Below are 15475 nucleotides of genomic sequence, written 5' to 3' on the forward strand. Positions count from 1 at the left end.
TTAAATGACTTGATTTACAAACGGAAAACTCATAATTGTTTTACACAAAGGTTTATTTTACTTACTTTTTATTTTAAGGAAGCAATGTTTACTTCTAAGCGTACTTATATATAAAGCTTCATCAGCGACTTTGTTGCTTTCTTAGCTTGCTTAAATATTCAATTAATCTTTGCTTTTTTAAAACTCTGATCTTCAGTTTTTGGTTCGCCTACTCAATCATCTTTCCGAAAAAATCTGTTTCACCATGCAAATGCCGGATGATTTTTTCGATATTCCGCTGGATACTGGCTTCGGTTTTTAAATTGTTGATATAGCGAACCAGTTCATGTCTTCTTGAAGGAATCAAATTTTCGAAATTCTCTGCTGCCAGAGGACTTTCTTTAATTGCTTTTTCCAAATGGGGATGAATAGAAATACTTCTGTCGGAATCATCATATTCCAATACAACATCAATGATTTCTCCAATTCTCTTTGGGGAATTTTTCAACATCGTCAGATTGATATACAGCCTCCATTCCCCCAGATATTTCATCAGGTTTTGTTCAAATTCCTGCCCGTTCACTGTTCCTTTTACCGGAATCGGACTTTTATTTTTCCCTGATTCATTAAAAATATTTTCCAAAATTTCTTCCGGAACAAAAACAAAAGGATTAATCCCTATGATTTCCAATGTGGCTGTGAAACTGTTTCTTTTCATGATAATATGTTAGATGCAAGATGCAAAATTAACTATTTGCTTTAAAATCAGCATAAAATTTATTTTTTCATCATATATACACCCACTCTCCAACTCTAAGACTCTCTCACCCTCAAACCTAAGTCATATTCTCTCAAATCCGAACACTCCGTAACTCAAAATTCATATCCCAGAACCCAATTAATTCCCTATCTTTGTACCAATAAATCTATTTAACAAAATGAAATTTTTTATTGACACAGCTAATTTAGAGCAAATCAAGGAAGCGAGAGATCTTGGAATTTTAGATGGTGTAACAACCAACCCTTCATTAATGGCAAAGGAAGGTATCCAGGGGGCTGAAGCAATCAAAAACCATTATAAAACGATCTGTGAACTTGTAGATGGAGATATTTCTGCGGAAGTTCTTTCTACAACGTATGAAGAAATGATTAAAGAAGGAGATGAATTGGCTGCTATTCACCCTAATATCGTTGTAAAGATCCCAATGATCAAAGACGGTATCAAAGCTTTAAAATATTTTTCTGATAAAGGAATCAAAACGAACTGTACATTGATCTTCTCTGCAGGGCAAGCACTTTTGGCAGCAAAAGCAGGAGCTACTTATGTATCTCCATTCTTAGGAAGATTGGATGATATTTCTACTGACGGTCTTAATCTTATCCAGGAAATCAGATTGATTTTTGATAATTATATGTTTGAAACTGAAATTTTAGCAGCTTCTATCCGTCACTCAATGCACATCATCGACTGTGCTAAAATCGGAGCCGATGTGATTACATCTCCACTGCCTCCGATTTTGAGCTTATTGAAGCACCCATTAACAGACAGCGGATTGGCTCAGTTCATTGCAGATTCTCAGAAATTAGCATAATAACTGATTCTTATTCAGATATAAAAAATCCCGGAACGATGTTCCGGGATTTTATTTTTATAATGATTAATTTTATTTCAACAGATCCAGCTCAAGAATATTATTTTGCTTTTTCAGATCATTCTTCCTTTTTATTTCTTTCTCTTTTTGTGCTTTATCTGCAGGAATCAATTTCCCTGACTCATCTATTTCCTGCATTTCAATGCCCTGAGCCAGCATCTGTTTTTCACTTTTCATAGGATCGGCAAGGTAGTCTTTAAAAGCTTTTTTATATTTTGTTTCATTCACTGTAACGAGAGCATTAAATCGTTCTTTTTCTTTGGTACTCTTCCATTCATAGCCTTCCGGGAGTTTTTTATTTCCTTTTAATTCAAATGAATGGGTATGGGAAGCGTCTTCAAGCTTTACAATTAATCCTGGAAGCCCATGAAATTTATACGGACCATCCTGAATGGGGAGATCTGTTGTAAACCAGGCTGTCCATTTTCTTCCGGCGAAGTTACCTATTGCTTTCTGTACTTTAAATCCACCTATCTCTGCTTTATCTGAAAATATTTTCCATTCTTGTTTTCGGGCATCTTGAACTACATATTCGTCAGCAGCAAGATTCGTGAAAAAATTCACTGAATAATCCGGATACATCTTTTCAACACTGTAGCTTATTTTGCCTTTGAATTTGATCCCTGAAAAATCCAATTCTTTAACTCCCATCTGCAGTTGTTTTTCCATAGCGGAAGCCATAAGAGAATCCGATTCAAAAGAATCTTTACTGTAAAATTTTGATCCTTTTGCCGCAACATCCAAAAGCATAATTTCCACTTCCGGTTTATCTTTAGCTGTGGAATCCAGAATATATTTGTATTCATAAATAAATCTTTGATTCTGGGCATTAGTGATTACAGCCAATATAAGACTCAATATAATGATCAATTTTTTCATGGTTAGTTTAATATAATTTTTTAATCCTGTTCTATAATTTCTTTAACAACTTTACACGGATTTCCCACAGCGACTACATTATCCGGAATATCTTTTGTAACAACACTTCCCGCACCAATCACCGAATTATTTCCAATAGAAACTCCCGGGAGTACTACCACATTACCTCCCAACCATACATTGTCTCCTACTGTAATCGGGTGAGCATATTCAAGGCCTTTATTTCTCTGTTTGGCATCAAGCGGATGGCCTGCTGTATAGAAACTGCAATTGGGGCCTATAAACACATTATCACCAAATTCTACTTTGGCACAATCTAAAATAACAAGGTTATGATTGGCGTAGAAGTTCTCTCCAATTTTTATATTATATCCGTAATCACACCAGAAATTGGGTTCTATACAGATGTTTTCTTTTATGCTGCTAATAATTCTCTTGAGTAGCCTGTATCTGTTTTCTGCATCAGAGTTTTTCAGCCCATTATATTCCTGACACAGATCTTTGCAGGCAATACGCTCCTGAATCAGATCTTTGTCGTAATTGGCATTGTATAAAAGTCCTGCTGCACATTTTTCCTTTTCTGTCATGAGATATAACATTGATGATTAGTACTTATTATTCATTAAGATAACAAATATATCATAATATGATGAATTCATATCTATCACATCTTGACTCATTTCCGTTACAAAAAAAGCAGGATGACACATTTGCCATCCTGTTTGTACTGTAAAATAATTTAAGATTAATTCACCAGATCCGGTTCAATCGGATTGTTATCTTTTTTAAGGGCTTCTTTGGTATTCTTTTCCATTTCCCTGAGTACTTGATTAGGGTCTGAGATTTCTTTTCCATCTCCTGTTCTTACCTTAAAACTTACCTTGGTATTGCCATCACCGTTTTTCATCAGCATCTCTCTCATATTTTTGGTAGGATCATTGACATAGGCTCTCCATACTTTTTTGAACTGGTCTTTTGTAACTTCCAGTTCTTTTCCTCCTATTCCAAGCACCCTTACATGGTCAGGAACCTGCATTTCGGTTTCTGCAGCCGGAGTATTAATAGTTTTATTACCTATCATGGTCATAATATGAGAGCCTGTGGCATCTTCAATTTTTACGATAAGTCCGGGAAGTCCGTAAAAGACATAGGGACCATCCTGAAAAGGAAGATCGGTTGTAAACCAGGCTATCCATTCTCTCCCTCCAAAGTTGGCAGTAGCTTTCTGAGCCTGATATGCTCCTATTTTTTGTTTTTCAGGGAGGATTTTCCATTCCGGTTTCTGATCTTCTTTTATTTTATACTTATCTGTAGAGATGCTTCTGAAAAGATAAGTTTTAAAATCCGGGTATTGTTTGGTTACTTTATAGGAAACCTGTCCAGATCGTTCTCTTCTGTTGATACTGATATTTCCGCCACCGGCTTTCAGCTGCTTTTCCAGCTCTGCTTTCCCGATGGAGTCTGCTACAAATTTGTCACGACTGTAATAGCTTGAGCCGTTTTTATCAATATCAAGCATCATCATTTCTGTCTTTACATCTTCCTTATTATTGGAATCCGGAATAAACTTATATTCATAAAAAAATCTGTTAACCTGTGCACTGGCAAGCACTCCCAGAAATAAAAAAAATAGAACTTTACTTTTCATAATGTATGATTAAAAAAAGCTTTGCCAATATTAAATTGACAAAGCTTGGTGGAACTTTTATTTCTTTGTCTCAATTCTTACTTCTCCTTTACTTACTTCACCATTCTTCTGGCTGTTGACCATTACTTTTGAAATATTGGCAGAATTCAAAGCATTCACATCATCTTTAGAAACCTCTCTTCCATCAATATAATATTTGTATTTGTCATCAGCTCCTCCAATGTTAAATTTTTTCACTCCGTTCATTAAAATATTCCCATTACCATCTCTTTTGATGAAATCAGCATTCATTACAATAACGTTAGGAGAAGAAGTGGTCATTGAAAAGTTACCTCCTCTGAAGTTCTGGGCTATTTTTTCTGCTTCAATACGTAATTTTTCGTGTTCTCTTCTTATTTTGTCCCCATCAATTCGTATTCTTATACCTTCTTTTCGTATTCTATCTCCTTCAGCTCTCGCTCTTTCTCCTTCTATTCTGGCTCTTTCTCCCTCTATTCTGGCTTTCTCCCCTTCCACTCTGGCTTTTGCTGCTTCTTTCATAGCTGTTTTAGCTTCTGCCATTGCCTTACGTACTTCCTCTTTTTCTTTAGAGCTCAGATCCTTATAGTAGAGGGTATTATTATTTTTAAAATAAACTACTTTCGGAGCTTTTGGAGCCTGAGGTTCATCTGGTGCATTAGGTGGTGTGGGAGGAACGATTTGTTTTACTGCCCTTGCAGCTTCTCTTTCCGCTTTTTTAGCCTCTCTTTTTATTTTACGAAGTTCTTTCTTATCAAGAGGATCCATATTTTCAAGTTCCTTCATCTGATTTTTCCATTCAGCAGAATTGAAATATTCATCAACTTCAACTTTGGCAGCCATCTCTCCTATCTCTGATGCCAGGTTACTTATTTCTTCAATTTTATCACTGAAGGCATCACTTTCCGGATCCAATCCTTTCAGCTCTTTCTCTTTTTCTTTTATCTTTTTCTCAAGCTCGGTCAGTTTTGTATGATCTTCCGGTGATACAGATTTTAATCCTGTTATATTTCCCTGAACAGATTTTTCAGGTCTTACCGTATCTTTTTTGATTTCTGAAACTACTTTTTTAATGGAAAGATTCGTTTCTTCAATTTCTCTGTTCTTCGCATTTACCAGATAAGCAAAAGCTACGGTAAATAACACCGGCAATGCAAGAATTCTTCGCGCATATCCGAACTTGGTTTTTGGTTTTTGTAACATTTTAAGTCTTTTTTTAAGGTTTGAACTTAGAAACGGACTGGCAGCAGGCAACTGTGTTCCGGAAAAGTGGCTTGCTAAAAGCATCTGCGCAAATGCTTTGGTGTCCGATTGTTGTACGGCCTTTTTATCAGCCAGGTACTCGTGGATGAGATTAATTTCTTTTTTGATGATATGAAAAAACGGATTGAACCAGAAAACAGAAGTAATAATCTCGATAAAAATCTTATCAAAGGAATGTTTCTGCTGAATATGTACCATCTCATGCTTTAAAATCTGTTTTCCGATATCAGAATGCAGTGTGATGGCATTCTTCCAGAAAAGGTTCTTAAAATATGAAAACGGAGCTTCGCTAAGATCTGTACGGTAAAAATTGATCCCGTCAAAACTTTCTTTCTGAAACTGCTTTTTAAACTGCTGGATTTTGAAAATCCCATAGATAAGTTTCCCTAAAAAATAGAGAGAAACCAGTCCCAGAGCTGAAAAAATAATGTTAAAATAAAGGTTACCATTGTTTATATTTTTTTCTGAATTAAAATTCTGAATCTTATCAAGAAGCATATACATATCATTATTTACCTCTATCGTAAAATCATCTACTTTAATGAGTGGCAGCAGCAGCGACATCACGATTGCTGCCAACAGATAAAATCTGTTATAATGATGGAATGTCTTGTCTTTTAAAGACAACTGGTAATACAAAAATGTTACACCCGAACATAAAATAGTTTTCCCAAAGTATAAAAGTATTGCTTCCATAGGTATTAATCTTTCTTTTTGAGTTCATCCAATAACATCTCAAGATCTTCTACAGTCATTTCATTTTTTTCTACCAGAAATGAAACGGCACTTTTGTAGGATCCTTTAAAATAGTTTTTCACAAGACTTTTCATGGTTTTTCCGGAATACTGTTCCTTTGAAACCAGCGGAAAATACTCATGCTGTCTTCCATGTACACGATAGTCTACAAATTCTTTGTCTTTCAATACTTTTAAAATGGTAGAGACCGTATTGGTATGCGGTTTCGGGTCCGGGAAAAGATCAAGGACATCCTTTAGAAATCCTTTTTCTATTTTCCATAAATACTGCATTACCTGCTCTTCTGCTTTTGTTAAAGTCTGAATTTTCATATCCTGTTCATTTATCAATTATTGTGATATAAAGTCATCCAATTTTATATCACTAAGAAATTAGTTATACAAATGTAGAAATAAAATTGAATCAAACAACTATTTTTTTAGTGATAAGCACAAACCACAATACAACTATTTGAAAATCAATAATATAAAATTAGTTAAAATATATTAATTTTTTAAAGGAGTGAAATACCCACCTGCTTAATCCACAGAAAAAGAGTCATTTCAGGTATAAATTCTTAAAACTTGTTAAATTTTATTAAATAAAATTAAAATGAATTTGTTTTAACCGGGAAATTATATTTATTTTAGTGCTTTAAAAATTTCTCATGAAAAGATATAATTTATTGATTGTACTATTACTGCTTATTTTTAACGTTACTACAGCACAAAAAAAGGGTTCTCCTGCTGCTGATCTAAGCATATTAAAGGATACAAAATCAAAAATCGAAGCTACCGTTCCATTGGTTATTCAGCATCTTCAGACGATCTCCACAAAAGAAGGGGATAATAACATTGTGAATAACGGGAAGATTGCTTTAGGTAAAGAATACGGTATTTTGGAATCTGAATGGTTTTTATACAGAAACAATATGAAAAACTGTATCCTGAACAATTCTTCTAAAAAAGCTAAGAAATGTATGGAATACCATAACAATATGATGAGAGGTACAATGATCAACTACAACAATTATATTACCAACCTTACAAGAAAGAACGGATATCTGGGTGTAGAAGGTGATACTAAATTTGATTTCAAACCTGCTGATATCGCTACAAAATTGAATGAAGCTTACTTCAATGCCAATGATGCTGCAGGAAGAATGAAAGCAGATCAGAAAAGAGACTTTTTGGGACAGACAATGTCTGATGACAACAAGCTTACTCCTTACGCTCAACTGGCACAATAATATCTAAATCATATTAAAACATAAAAAAAGAGAACTGCAATTGCGGTTCTCTTTTTATTTAAAAGCAAAAAATCTCCGCCGGAAAAAGCAGTTTTGTGGTACTAATCATAAAACCCTTGGGGAAAAAGTAGAAAATTAGGCAGAGATTTTTTTGCATACACTCTACAGATCAACTGTCCTACCCATGACCTGTAAGAGCTTTACAAAAATAGGACTCTGCCTTTCCATTAGCTGAAAATCCCTGTAGAATTAAACGTGCACAACTGTAGAACTAATACTACTTTTAAGAAAAGAAGCTGGAAGTTTTCTACTCCCAGCCTAAAAATCATTCTTTACTTTTGTGCCTATTTCCACCAATGATAGTAATTATGAAGTCCATCATACTCAAATCCACAACGCGGGTACAGCATATTTCCGATATCATTCGTTTTTTCTGTTTCCAGCATTAGTCCACATGCTTCTGTTTCTTCACACCATTGTTTACTGCGGTCAATTAATGCTACAGACAGACCTTTTCCTCTGTAATCAGGATGAACGAACAAATCACTTAGCAGCCATTGCTTTTGTAATTGGGAATAATGAAACAGCTTATAAAGCTGAACAAATCCCACAGCTCTTCCTTCAGTCATCACAAGAAAGATATCCGATTCACTGTTTAAAAACCGTTCTTTGAGAAAAGCTTTTCCTTTTTCAATATCTGATTCCTGTCTGTAAAAAACACGGTAAAGATTGAATAATTCTGCCGTTTCATCAAGATCCTCAAGACTTGCCTTTTTAATAATGTAATTCATCGTTATACTTATTTTATTAACAGGGCAAAAGTAGTCTTAACCAAAACCAGCCATATAATCCAGATTAATATTATACTAGTAGTCCAGAAGATTCAGTCTGAAGATAATACCGCATGTTTCGGATTTTCTTATCCTGAACAACTTCGGATTTTTGCAGTATACAATCAACCAATGAAGAATATCATTCAAAAAATAGAAAATGTAGATTGGCCGTATCTTACGGAAACAATGCATGAAAACGGATATGCTGTAATTTCTAATCTGTTATCGGAGGACGAGTGTGAGTTATTGAAATCCAACTATGACAATTCCGCTCTTTACCGAAAAACGGTTGTGATGGCCAGACACCGTTTTGGCCTTGGTGAATATAAATATTTTGATTATCCGCTGCCTGAAATAATTCAGATCATACGGACGAGTATTTATCCGTATCTGGCTCCTATTGCCAATTCCTGGTTTAGAGCCTTACATATTGAGACTCAATTTCCTTTAAATCATCAGGAATTTTTACAACAATGTCATACCAACGGCCAGCAAAAAGCGACTGTCTTAATTTTGAAATATAAAGAAGGCGGTTTTAATACTTTACACCAGGATTTATATGGTGATATATACTTTCCTATCCAAATCGTGTTAATGCTCAGCGAACCAGACAAAGATTTTACAGGTGGAGAATTTGTACTCACTCAGCAAATCCCGAGAGCGCAGTCAAAAGCTATTGTTTTAAAACCTAAAAAAGGAGATGTCCTCATTTTCACCACTCAATTTAAGCCCGAAAAAGGAATCAAGGGATACTACAGAGTCAATATGAAACATGGAGTAAGTGAAGTTCAGGAAGGAAGTCGATATGCTTTGGGTATTATTTTCCATGATGCAACCAATTAATTATTAAATATTATTTAAACATACACACCATGATTCAGCATTCTCAGCTATCCAACGAAAGCCTTAGAAGTAGAATCCACAGTCAAGACATTCGTTTTGGGGGAAATATCAAACTGAAAATTTATGGGTTACTTGGTTGTAGTTCAGGAAAAAGAATGAAGATAGAAAACAGAATTTTCTTTAAGAACGAAGAAGAGGCATTACAAAACAACTACCGTCCCTGTGGACATTGTATGAGAGAAGCATATAAAAAATGGAAAGAGGGAATATATTGATACCAAGGTAATTCAAATTTCTTGCGAACTTCACTTTGTTTGCAGTCAGTAAAAATAAAAAAGAGAAGCAATATAATATTGCTTCTCTCGTTTAGTAGCGGGAACCGGACTCGAACCGATGACCTTCGGGTTATGAGCCCGACGAGCTACCTACTGCTCCATCCCGCGGTATATTTTTAGAGTGTTTACCGAAAACACTTGCTTAGTAGCGGAACCGGACTCGAACCGATGACCTTCGGGTTATGAGCCCGACGAGCTACCTACTGCTCCATCCCGCGGTATATTTTTAGAGTGTTTACCGAAAACACTTGCTTAGTAGCGGGAACCGGACTCGAACCGATGACCTTCGGGTTATGAGCCCGACGAGCTACCTACTGCTCCATCCCGCGGTGTATTTTTAGAGTGCTTACCGAAAACACTTGCTTAGTAGCGGGAACCGGACTCGAACCGATGACCTTCGGGTTATGAGCCCGACGAGCTACCTACTGCTCCATCCCGCGATATTGGATTGCAAAGGTACGAATATTTTTCACAAATCCTAATTTTTCTTTTAAATAAAGGACTTTTATGAAAACTATTTTATTATTTGTATCTTTGTTCTATGGCAAAAATATTAAAAATTTACCCAGACAACCCACAGGAAAATCTTGTGAATGAGGTCATTAAAACTTTAAATAATGGCGGGCTGATTATCTATCCTTCTGATACGATATATGCTTTAGGCTGTAATATTTTTGATATAAAAGCCATGGAAAAACTGGCTCAGCTCAAAAAAATGAAACTTGAGAAGTCTAAATTCTCGATTATCTGTAATGATCTCAGCCATCTTTCCGACTTTACAAGACCTATTGACACCTCGATTTTCAGATTTCTGAAAAGCCATCTTCCCGGACCGTTTACTTTTATCCTTGAAGCGAACAAAAGTTTACCCTTAGCATATAAAGGTCATAAAACAATTGGTATCCGTGTTCCTGATCACCCGATTCCGCAACTGATTGTTGAAAAATTAGGACATCCTATTGCTTCCACTTCTATTAAGGACGATGATGAAATCATTGAATATTCTACTGATCCGGAGCTGATCGCAGAGAAATATGATCATTTGGTAGATATCGTTATTGATTCTGGATATGGAGATAATGTGGCATCCACTATTGTAGACCTTACTTCCGGAGAACCGGAGATTATCCGTCAGGGAAAAGGAATTATTTAATTCAAAATATAAAGTTCAAGGTTTAGGGTTATTTGGATTATGGGGTTTAATGGGAAATATTCTATAGGAATTTTACTCACTTTTGTGCTTTTGGTTGCAGCAATGCTTTATTCTTTCCCGGTTATCACTCTGATTACAGGAATAAGAGGAATTACAGCAGACAGCTTTTTTCTCAGTAGGATTGTGATATGGATCGTTTTGATCATTATATTTCTGTACAATATATGGGTTGAAAAGGGGGCATTTTTATTAAAAAAAGAAACTCCATATTCCATTCTATTTTATATTAAAGCTGTTCTGAGCTTATATTTTATCTGCATGATTGGCGGAGCAGTTCTGAATACAATAATCCTATTTTTTATCCCTGAAAAAATAAGTGATAAACTTCTTAATCTTGTACCTATTTTTAAGAACAATTATTTCTTAATTATTTTCATGTGCCTCACAGCTGCTATTGTAGAAGAATTTCTGATGCGGGGTTATATACAGCCCAGGATTGAAAAAATCTATAATAATCCCACTGCAGGAGTTATTATTTCAGCCGTTTTATTTGGAATTCTGCACAGCACATATGGTACCATAGGTCAGGTTCTCGGACCTTTTTTTATTGGAATTGTTTTTGCCTTATTTTATAAACGCTATTCAAATATTAAAATTCTGATCATCTGTCATTTCATGATTGATTTTATCTCTCTGATGGCTCTGAATTTTATTAATATTAAACATTTATCTGTATTTTAACATTATGAAAATTATAACATCTCCTGCAAAATTAATGAACGTAGACAACTCAACAGACCTGTTGAAATCTTCCACTCCCAGATTCATTGAAGAAGCAGCATTTATACAGTCTTATTTAAAAGAAAAATCTCCCAAATATCTTTCCGAACTGATGGAAATATCATCTAAACTGGCTGATGAAAACTGGGAAAGAAATCAAAAATGGAAATCCAAGCCTACTTCAAAAGAATCTGCTCCGGCCATGTTTGCTTTTACAGGAGAAGTATATAGAGGATTGGATGCCAAGACCCTGGATAAAAATGCGGTAGACTATCTGCAGAAAAACTACAGAATGCTTTCCGGGCTTTACGGTCTGCTGAAACCATCTGATAAAGTAATGCTTTACAGATTGGAAATGGGGCGTCCTTTTGAGTTTGAACAATATAAAAACCTGTATGGGTTCTGGAGAGAAAAAATTACAGAACAATTGAATTCTGAAATGAAAAAAGGAGAAATACTTCTTCACCTTGCCAGCAATGAATATGGGAAAGTAATCGACAGAAAAAAACTGAACCATAAAGTGATCGATTTTGATTTTTATGAATTAAAAGACGGAAAACTGAAAACCATTGTGGTATACACCAAGCATGCAAGAGGTCTTGTGGTAAGATTTTGTGCTGAGACTAACGCCAAGACACTGGAAGATGTAAAAGCGTTCAACTATGAAGGTTATAGAATTGATGAAGAGAAGTCTACAGATACTAAACTGGTTTTTACAAGATAAATGACAATTTCAGCATTTAAAAAATATTTCAAAATAGAGCTTTCTGATCTTTATACTGAGTCGGAAAGTATTTTTTTATCTTCCCTATTCATTCACCAGATAATGGGTTTTGATCATTTTCAGCAAAGAAGATTTTCTGAACAGGAACTTCTTACAGATGATGAAGAAAAACTTTGTCATCTGATTTCGGAACTTAAAACCGGTAGACCTTATCAGCAGATTCTTGGTGAAACTGAATTTTATGGCATGAAGTTCTTTGTAGATGAAAATGTACTGATTCCCCGCCCTGAAACGGAAGAGCTGCTTGAGATTGCCATCAGGGAAATTCAAAGTTTAAAGCTTAAAGTTCAAGGGTTAAAAATTTTGGATATCGGAACCGGAAGTGGAGTGATTCCTTTGGTTTTAAAGAAACATTTTCCTGAAGCTGAAGTCTCATCAGTGGATTTTTCTGAAAAAGCATTGAAGACCGCCCAAAGAAATGCGGATTATCATCAACTGGAAATACAGTTCATTCATGCTGATTATCTCAATCTTGAGCTGATTGAAAGCTATGATATCATTATTTCAAACCCTCCGTATATCGGCATTGAGGAAGAGATTGAAATTGCAGACTCCGTGAAAGAGTTTGAGCCCAAAATGGCTCTTTTCTCTCCTACTGCCGATGCTTTAATCTTTTACAAAAAAATAGCAGAAGATGCTAAAAAGCACCTGAATAAAGACGGGCTTTTGTTCTTAGAAATCAATCAGAAATTAGGCCCGGAAACCCTGGAACTGTATCAGTATTTCTCTAATGTTCAATTGTTGAAGGATTTATCTGAAAATGACAGGTTTATTTATGGAAGGAAATAAGTAATTTTGTTTCCAGACACTTAACTTATGAAAACTTTGATATGGAATGCCTTCGTTGGTATTTCGCTGATTCTGCAATTAACATCCTGCAAACAGCATCCTCAGGATGTTGTGGATGAATATTACAGGAAAGGAGAATTTAGCGGCTCTGTTCTGATTGTGAAAAACGGCAGGATTGTATGTGATACAGCTCTGGGCTTCCGTAATCTTGAAAAAGGGCTCCAATCTGATAAAAATACCTCTTTTTATATTGCCTCTCTCAGCAAATCTTTTACTGCTGCAGCGATTATGACTTTAGAGCAAAAAGACCTACTGAAGCTTGATAATAAGGCTTCTCAGTTCGTTGAACTTCCTGAATATGCTAAAAATATCACTATCAGGCAGCTTTTGCACCATACATCGGGAATCAGAGACTATGAGAATTTATTTTCTAAAAAAGGATTGAATAATCAGGAAGTGATTGACTGGCTGTTTAGTCTTAAAAATCTTGATTTCAATCCAGACAGCAGGTTTAAATACAGCAATAGCGGATATATCATTCTTTCTCAGATTATCGAAAAGGTTTCCGGGAAATCTTTTCGTACTTTCATCAATGAGCAGATTATCACTCCTTTGAAGATGAACAATACTTATGTATATGAATCTTCTACAACTATTCAAAATAAGGCATTAGGATATAATCAACAGAAGAAACCCGATGATTATTCAATCTTAACAACTGGCGACGGCGGAATCTACTCTACTCCCGGAGATCTGTATAAATTTGATCAGGCCTTACGGAATTATACCCTGATCAGTAAAGAAAATACAGCTCTTATGTATACTCCTGCAAAACTATCCGCCGGCCAGATTTCAAACTACGGATTTGCCTGGTTTATAGAAGATGAAAAGAGTGGAAAAACTGCAATGCATACAGGTGGTCTGAATGGCTTCAAAGCTTTATTCTGGAGAGATCTGCAGCATAACAGCTGTGTTATAGCACTTACCAATCAGGGAGAAGCATTTCCTTTGGGTAATTTTTTAAATGACATCAAAAAAACAATTCAATAAAGAAGATGACTATTCAATCTCACGAAATTAATACTATAAAAATTGCAGAAGTTATTTCTGATCATATTATCATCCAATCTGCACAGGACGGACTGGATCTCATGGGAAATGTCTATTATCAAGGTTTTGACAAAATCATTCTTTATGAAAAAAACATTACTCCTGAATTTTTCGATTTAAAAACAAAAATAGCAGGTGAAATTCTTCAAAAATTCTCAAACTATCGTATCGGACTGGCTATTGTAGGGGATTTCGACACCTATGAAAGTAAGAGCCTGAAGGACTTTATTTTTGAAAGTAACAAAACAAAACATGTGAATTTTCTGAAATCACTGGAAGACGCATTGGATAATTTATCAAAATAAATTCTTTTTCAGACGATTAGCTCAAAACATACAACTTATCGTTTTTTTTAATATTAATATCTTCTTATAAAACACATATTTCAAAAAGCACAGTAATTTGAATATTAAAAATAATCTATTAATTTTATCATATTGGTAAAAATTTAAACCAATACACATCAATTTAACTAACAAATAAAGTTAAATTAAAATTAATCGCTCAAAAACCATATATTAAGTAGTTTATTTGTATATTTGCAAAAACACAAGGATTATGATTTTTAGTATTCTAAAAGCTTATATTTTATATAATAGGGCTACTTAACTCAATTCTCTTTTTTGACTCTTTCAGATAAGACATAGATAGTCTCTATGACACATGCTTGTACTATCTGTTATTTTGGAAACTAAAGTCTCCTCATACTATGCTGTCAGTATAATTCATTGTTTGAATGAATTGTAGGGGTATTTATTTTCAAAATAAATTAAGCTGGCAGAAAAGTATCTCATAAGACACAACACAAAAAAATACAATACACAGATAAAAAATTATTAAAGACATCATGATTAAAAAATTATTTCTACCAATCGTTTTAGTAAGTTCTTTTTATTATGCCCAGATAGGGATTAATACAGCTACGCCTGACGCAAGTGCCATCCTGGATGTTTACAGTCAAAATAAAGGCATGCTGATACCAAGACTTACTACTGCAAAAAGAGATGCTATTACAAATCCAGCCAATTCGCTACTTATTTATGATATTGATAAGAAATGTTTAAGTCAGAATATTGGAACACCTACCAAACCTGATTGGCTTTGTATCAGTAGTAATGCTGTAAAAATGTTTTATATGCCGAGTGTTTCTTTTGACACTTCCAGCAATGCCAACGGCCGAACTAAAGATTTATATACACTCTATAAGACTCAGTTTGGCTCTCCAAAAGCGAAGAGTACGAGTGCTCCTGCTGCCATTCCTTTTTTCCCGTCAAGCAAAGATCTTTACTATTATGTAACAGACGCTGATCCCAATGTATTTAGTAATATCTCTATTTCTGATGATGGTGTAATGACCTATGATGTAAAAGCTGCAGCCACAGACTGTTCTTTTATTAATATTGTTTTTGTTGTTAAATAACTGAG

The 15475-nt window shown here is 34.9% G+C and carries 18 protein-coding genes and 4 tRNA genes; 11 read left to right on the top strand and 11 right to left on the bottom strand.

Annotated elements, in window-relative coordinates:
• Positions 1-208 precede the first annotated feature (208 nt).
• On the bottom strand, positions 209-697 hold the full coding sequence (locus KIK00_RS05865) for a YdeI/OmpD-associated family protein (protein ID WP_255815624.1): 489 nt from the start codon (positions 695-697) through the stop codon (positions 209-211).
• A gap of 220 nt (positions 698-917) precedes the next feature.
• On the opposite strand from KIK00_RS05865, the gene fsa reads away from it, so the two are divergent.
• On the top strand, positions 918-1571 hold the full coding sequence (gene fsa / locus KIK00_RS05870) for a fructose-6-phosphate aldolase (RefSeq protein ID WP_047374243.1): 654 nt from the start codon (positions 918-920) through the stop codon (positions 1569-1571).
• Between the two features lie 72 nt (positions 1572-1643).
• On the opposite strand, the gene KIK00_RS05875 is transcribed toward fsa, so the two are convergent.
• The 5 genes from KIK00_RS05875 to KIK00_RS05895 form a co-directional block, all read right to left on the bottom strand.
• Positions 1644-2510 (bottom strand): GLPGLI family protein, encoded by an 867-nt coding sequence (locus KIK00_RS05875; protein ID WP_255815625.1) that lies wholly within the window; start codon positions 2508-2510, stop codon positions 1644-1646.
• 20 nt (positions 2511-2530) lie between these two features.
• Complete coding sequence (locus tag KIK00_RS05880; protein WP_255815626.1) at positions 2531-3097, bottom strand: sugar O-acetyltransferase; 567 nt, start codon at positions 3095-3097, stop codon at positions 2531-2533.
• A 158-nt stretch (positions 3098-3255) separates the two neighbouring features.
• Positions 3256-4158: a GLPGLI family protein gene (locus KIK00_RS05885; protein WP_255815627.1), complete on the bottom strand. Its 903-nt coding sequence runs from the start codon at positions 4156-4158 to the stop codon at positions 3256-3258.
• Positions 4159-4215: 57 nt separating this feature from the next.
• Positions 4216-6135, bottom strand: a complete 1920-nt coding sequence (locus tag KIK00_RS05890) for a M56 family metallopeptidase (RefSeq protein ID WP_255815628.1) — start codon at positions 6133-6135, stop codon at positions 4216-4218.
• Between the two features lie 5 nt (positions 6136-6140).
• Complete coding sequence (locus tag KIK00_RS05895) at positions 6141-6506, bottom strand: BlaI/MecI/CopY family transcriptional regulator (protein WP_047374233.1); 366 nt, start codon at positions 6504-6506, stop codon at positions 6141-6143.
• A gap of 335 nt (positions 6507-6841) precedes the next feature.
• On the opposite strand from KIK00_RS05895, the gene KIK00_RS05900 reads away from it, so the two are divergent.
• Positions 6842-7423 carry a hypothetical protein gene (locus KIK00_RS05900; protein ID WP_255815629.1) on the top strand — a complete coding sequence of 194 codons (582 nt, stop codon included), beginning with the start codon at positions 6842-6844 and terminating at the stop codon, positions 7421-7423.
• Positions 7424-7767: 344 nt separating this feature from the next.
• Here KIK00_RS05900 and KIK00_RS05905 read toward each other — a convergent pair whose 3' ends face one another.
• A complete protein-coding gene (locus tag KIK00_RS05905) occupies positions 7768-8214 on the bottom strand; it encodes a GNAT family N-acetyltransferase (RefSeq protein WP_255815630.1) in 447 nt (148 codons plus the stop codon).
• Positions 8215-8385: 171 nt separating this feature from the next.
• Between KIK00_RS05905 and KIK00_RS05910 the strand changes: the two genes are divergently transcribed.
• Together KIK00_RS05910 and KIK00_RS05915 are read left to right on the top strand one after the other, a co-directional pair.
• Positions 8386-9099 carry a 2OG-Fe(II) oxygenase gene (locus KIK00_RS05910; protein ID WP_255815631.1) on the top strand — a complete coding sequence of 238 codons (714 nt, stop codon included), beginning with the start codon at positions 8386-8388 and terminating at the stop codon, positions 9097-9099.
• A 29-nt stretch (positions 9100-9128) separates the two neighbouring features.
• Complete coding sequence (locus tag KIK00_RS05915) at positions 9129-9374, top strand: Ada metal-binding domain-containing protein (RefSeq protein ID WP_255815632.1); 246 nt, start codon at positions 9129-9131, stop codon at positions 9372-9374.
• Between the two features lie 95 nt (positions 9375-9469).
• On the opposite strand, the gene KIK00_RS05920 is transcribed toward KIK00_RS05915, so the two are convergent.
• The 4 genes from KIK00_RS05920 to KIK00_RS05935 all read right to left on the bottom strand — a co-directional run bounded on the left by KIK00_RS05920 (position 9470) and on the right by KIK00_RS05935 (position 9874).
• Positions 9470-9542: transfer RNA gene (locus KIK00_RS05920), tRNA-Met, on the bottom strand.
• A 38-nt stretch (positions 9543-9580) separates the two neighbouring features.
• Positions 9581-9652, bottom strand: a tRNA-Met gene (locus KIK00_RS05925).
• A 38-nt stretch (positions 9653-9690) separates the two neighbouring features.
• A tRNA-Met gene (locus KIK00_RS05930) sits at positions 9691-9763 on the bottom strand.
• A 38-nt stretch (positions 9764-9801) separates the two neighbouring features.
• Positions 9802-9874 (bottom strand) — tRNA-Met (locus tag KIK00_RS05935).
• Positions 9875-9975: 101 nt separating this feature from the next.
• On the opposite strand from KIK00_RS05935, the gene KIK00_RS05940 reads away from it, so the two are divergent.
• The 7 genes from KIK00_RS05940 (at position 9976) to KIK00_RS05970 (ending at position 15470) form a co-directional block, all read left to right on the top strand.
• Positions 9976-10587 carry an L-threonylcarbamoyladenylate synthase gene (locus KIK00_RS05940; RefSeq protein WP_255815633.1) on the top strand — a complete coding sequence of 204 codons (612 nt, stop codon included), beginning with the start codon at positions 9976-9978 and terminating at the stop codon, positions 10585-10587.
• Between the two features lie 39 nt (positions 10588-10626).
• Positions 10627-11328 carry a CPBP family intramembrane glutamic endopeptidase gene (locus KIK00_RS05945; protein ID WP_255815634.1) on the top strand — a complete coding sequence of 234 codons (702 nt, stop codon included), beginning with the start codon at positions 10627-10629 and terminating at the stop codon, positions 11326-11328.
• 4 nt (positions 11329-11332) lie between these two features.
• On the top strand, positions 11333-12091 hold the full coding sequence (gene yaaA / locus KIK00_RS05950; RefSeq protein ID WP_255815635.1) for a peroxide stress protein YaaA: 759 nt from the start codon (positions 11333-11335) through the stop codon (positions 12089-12091).
• Positions 12092-12940 carry a peptide chain release factor N(5)-glutamine methyltransferase gene (gene prmC / locus KIK00_RS05955; protein ID WP_255815636.1) on the top strand — a complete coding sequence of 283 codons (849 nt, stop codon included), beginning with the start codon at positions 12092-12094 and terminating at the stop codon, positions 12938-12940.
• A gap of 27 nt (positions 12941-12967) precedes the next feature.
• A complete protein-coding gene (locus KIK00_RS05960) occupies positions 12968-13990 on the top strand; it encodes a serine hydrolase (RefSeq protein ID WP_255815637.1) in 1023 nt (340 codons plus the stop codon).
• Between the two features lie 5 nt (positions 13991-13995).
• Positions 13996-14355 carry a DUF4180 domain-containing protein gene (locus KIK00_RS05965; protein ID WP_255815639.1) on the top strand — a complete coding sequence of 120 codons (360 nt, stop codon included), beginning with the start codon at positions 13996-13998 and terminating at the stop codon, positions 14353-14355.
• A 542-nt stretch (positions 14356-14897) separates the two neighbouring features.
• Complete coding sequence (locus KIK00_RS05970) at positions 14898-15470, top strand: hypothetical protein (protein WP_255815640.1); 573 nt, start codon at positions 14898-14900, stop codon at positions 15468-15470.
• The last annotated feature ends 5 nt before the right edge of the window (positions 15471-15475 follow it).

Origin of the sequence: Chryseobacterium sp. MA9 (assembly GCF_024399315.1) — a bacterium.
Classification (GTDB): domain Bacteria; phylum Bacteroidota; class Bacteroidia; order Flavobacteriales; family Weeksellaceae; genus Chryseobacterium.

What these genes read in the sequence shown, in the direction of transcription:
- KIK00_RS05865 (WP_255815624.1), bottom strand. Translation starts at nt 697, where the DNA reads ATGAAAAGAAACAGTTTCACAGCCACATTGGAAATCATAGGGATTAAT.
- fsa (WP_047374243.1), top strand. Translation starts at nt 918, where the DNA reads ATGAAATTTTTTATTGACACAGCTAATTTAGAGCAAATCAAGGAAGCG.
- KIK00_RS05875 (WP_255815625.1), bottom strand. Translation starts at nt 2,510, where the DNA reads ATGAAAAAATTGATCATTATATTGAGTCTTATATTGGCTGTAATCACT.
- KIK00_RS05880 (WP_255815626.1), bottom strand. Translation starts at nt 3,097, where the DNA reads ATGACAGAAAAGGAAAAATGTGCAGCAGGACTTTTATACAATGCCAAT.
- KIK00_RS05885 (WP_255815627.1), bottom strand. Translation starts at nt 4,158, where the DNA reads ATGAAAAGTAAAGTTCTATTTTTTTTATTTCTGGGAGTGCTTGCCAGT.
- KIK00_RS05890 (WP_255815628.1), bottom strand. Translation starts at nt 6,135, where the DNA reads ATGGAAGCAATACTTTTATACTTTGGGAAAACTATTTTATGTTCGGGT.
- KIK00_RS05895 (WP_047374233.1), bottom strand. Translation starts at nt 6,506, where the DNA reads ATGAAAATTCAGACTTTAACAAAAGCAGAAGAGCAGGTAATGCAGTAT.
- KIK00_RS05900 (WP_255815629.1), top strand. Translation starts at nt 6,842, where the DNA reads ATGAAAAGATATAATTTATTGATTGTACTATTACTGCTTATTTTTAAC.
- KIK00_RS05905 (WP_255815630.1), bottom strand. Translation starts at nt 8,214, where the DNA reads ATGAATTACATTATTAAAAAGGCAAGTCTTGAGGATCTTGATGAAACG.
- KIK00_RS05910 (WP_255815631.1), top strand. Translation starts at nt 8,386, where the DNA reads ATGAAGAATATCATTCAAAAAATAGAAAATGTAGATTGGCCGTATCTT.
- KIK00_RS05915 (WP_255815632.1), top strand. Translation starts at nt 9,129, where the DNA reads ATGATTCAGCATTCTCAGCTATCCAACGAAAGCCTTAGAAGTAGAATC.
- KIK00_RS05940 (WP_255815633.1), top strand. Translation starts at nt 9,976, where the DNA reads ATGGCAAAAATATTAAAAATTTACCCAGACAACCCACAGGAAAATCTT.
- KIK00_RS05945 (WP_255815634.1), top strand. Translation starts at nt 10,627, where the DNA reads ATGGGGTTTAATGGGAAATATTCTATAGGAATTTTACTCACTTTTGTG.
- yaaA (WP_255815635.1), top strand. Translation starts at nt 11,333, where the DNA reads ATGAAAATTATAACATCTCCTGCAAAATTAATGAACGTAGACAACTCA.
- prmC (WP_255815636.1), top strand. Translation starts at nt 12,092, where the DNA reads ATGACAATTTCAGCATTTAAAAAATATTTCAAAATAGAGCTTTCTGAT.
- KIK00_RS05960 (WP_255815637.1), top strand. Translation starts at nt 12,968, where the DNA reads ATGAAAACTTTGATATGGAATGCCTTCGTTGGTATTTCGCTGATTCTG.
- KIK00_RS05965 (WP_255815639.1), top strand. Translation starts at nt 13,996, where the DNA reads ATGACTATTCAATCTCACGAAATTAATACTATAAAAATTGCAGAAGTT.
- KIK00_RS05970 (WP_255815640.1), top strand. Translation starts at nt 14,898, where the DNA reads ATGATTAAAAAATTATTTCTACCAATCGTTTTAGTAAGTTCTTTTTAT.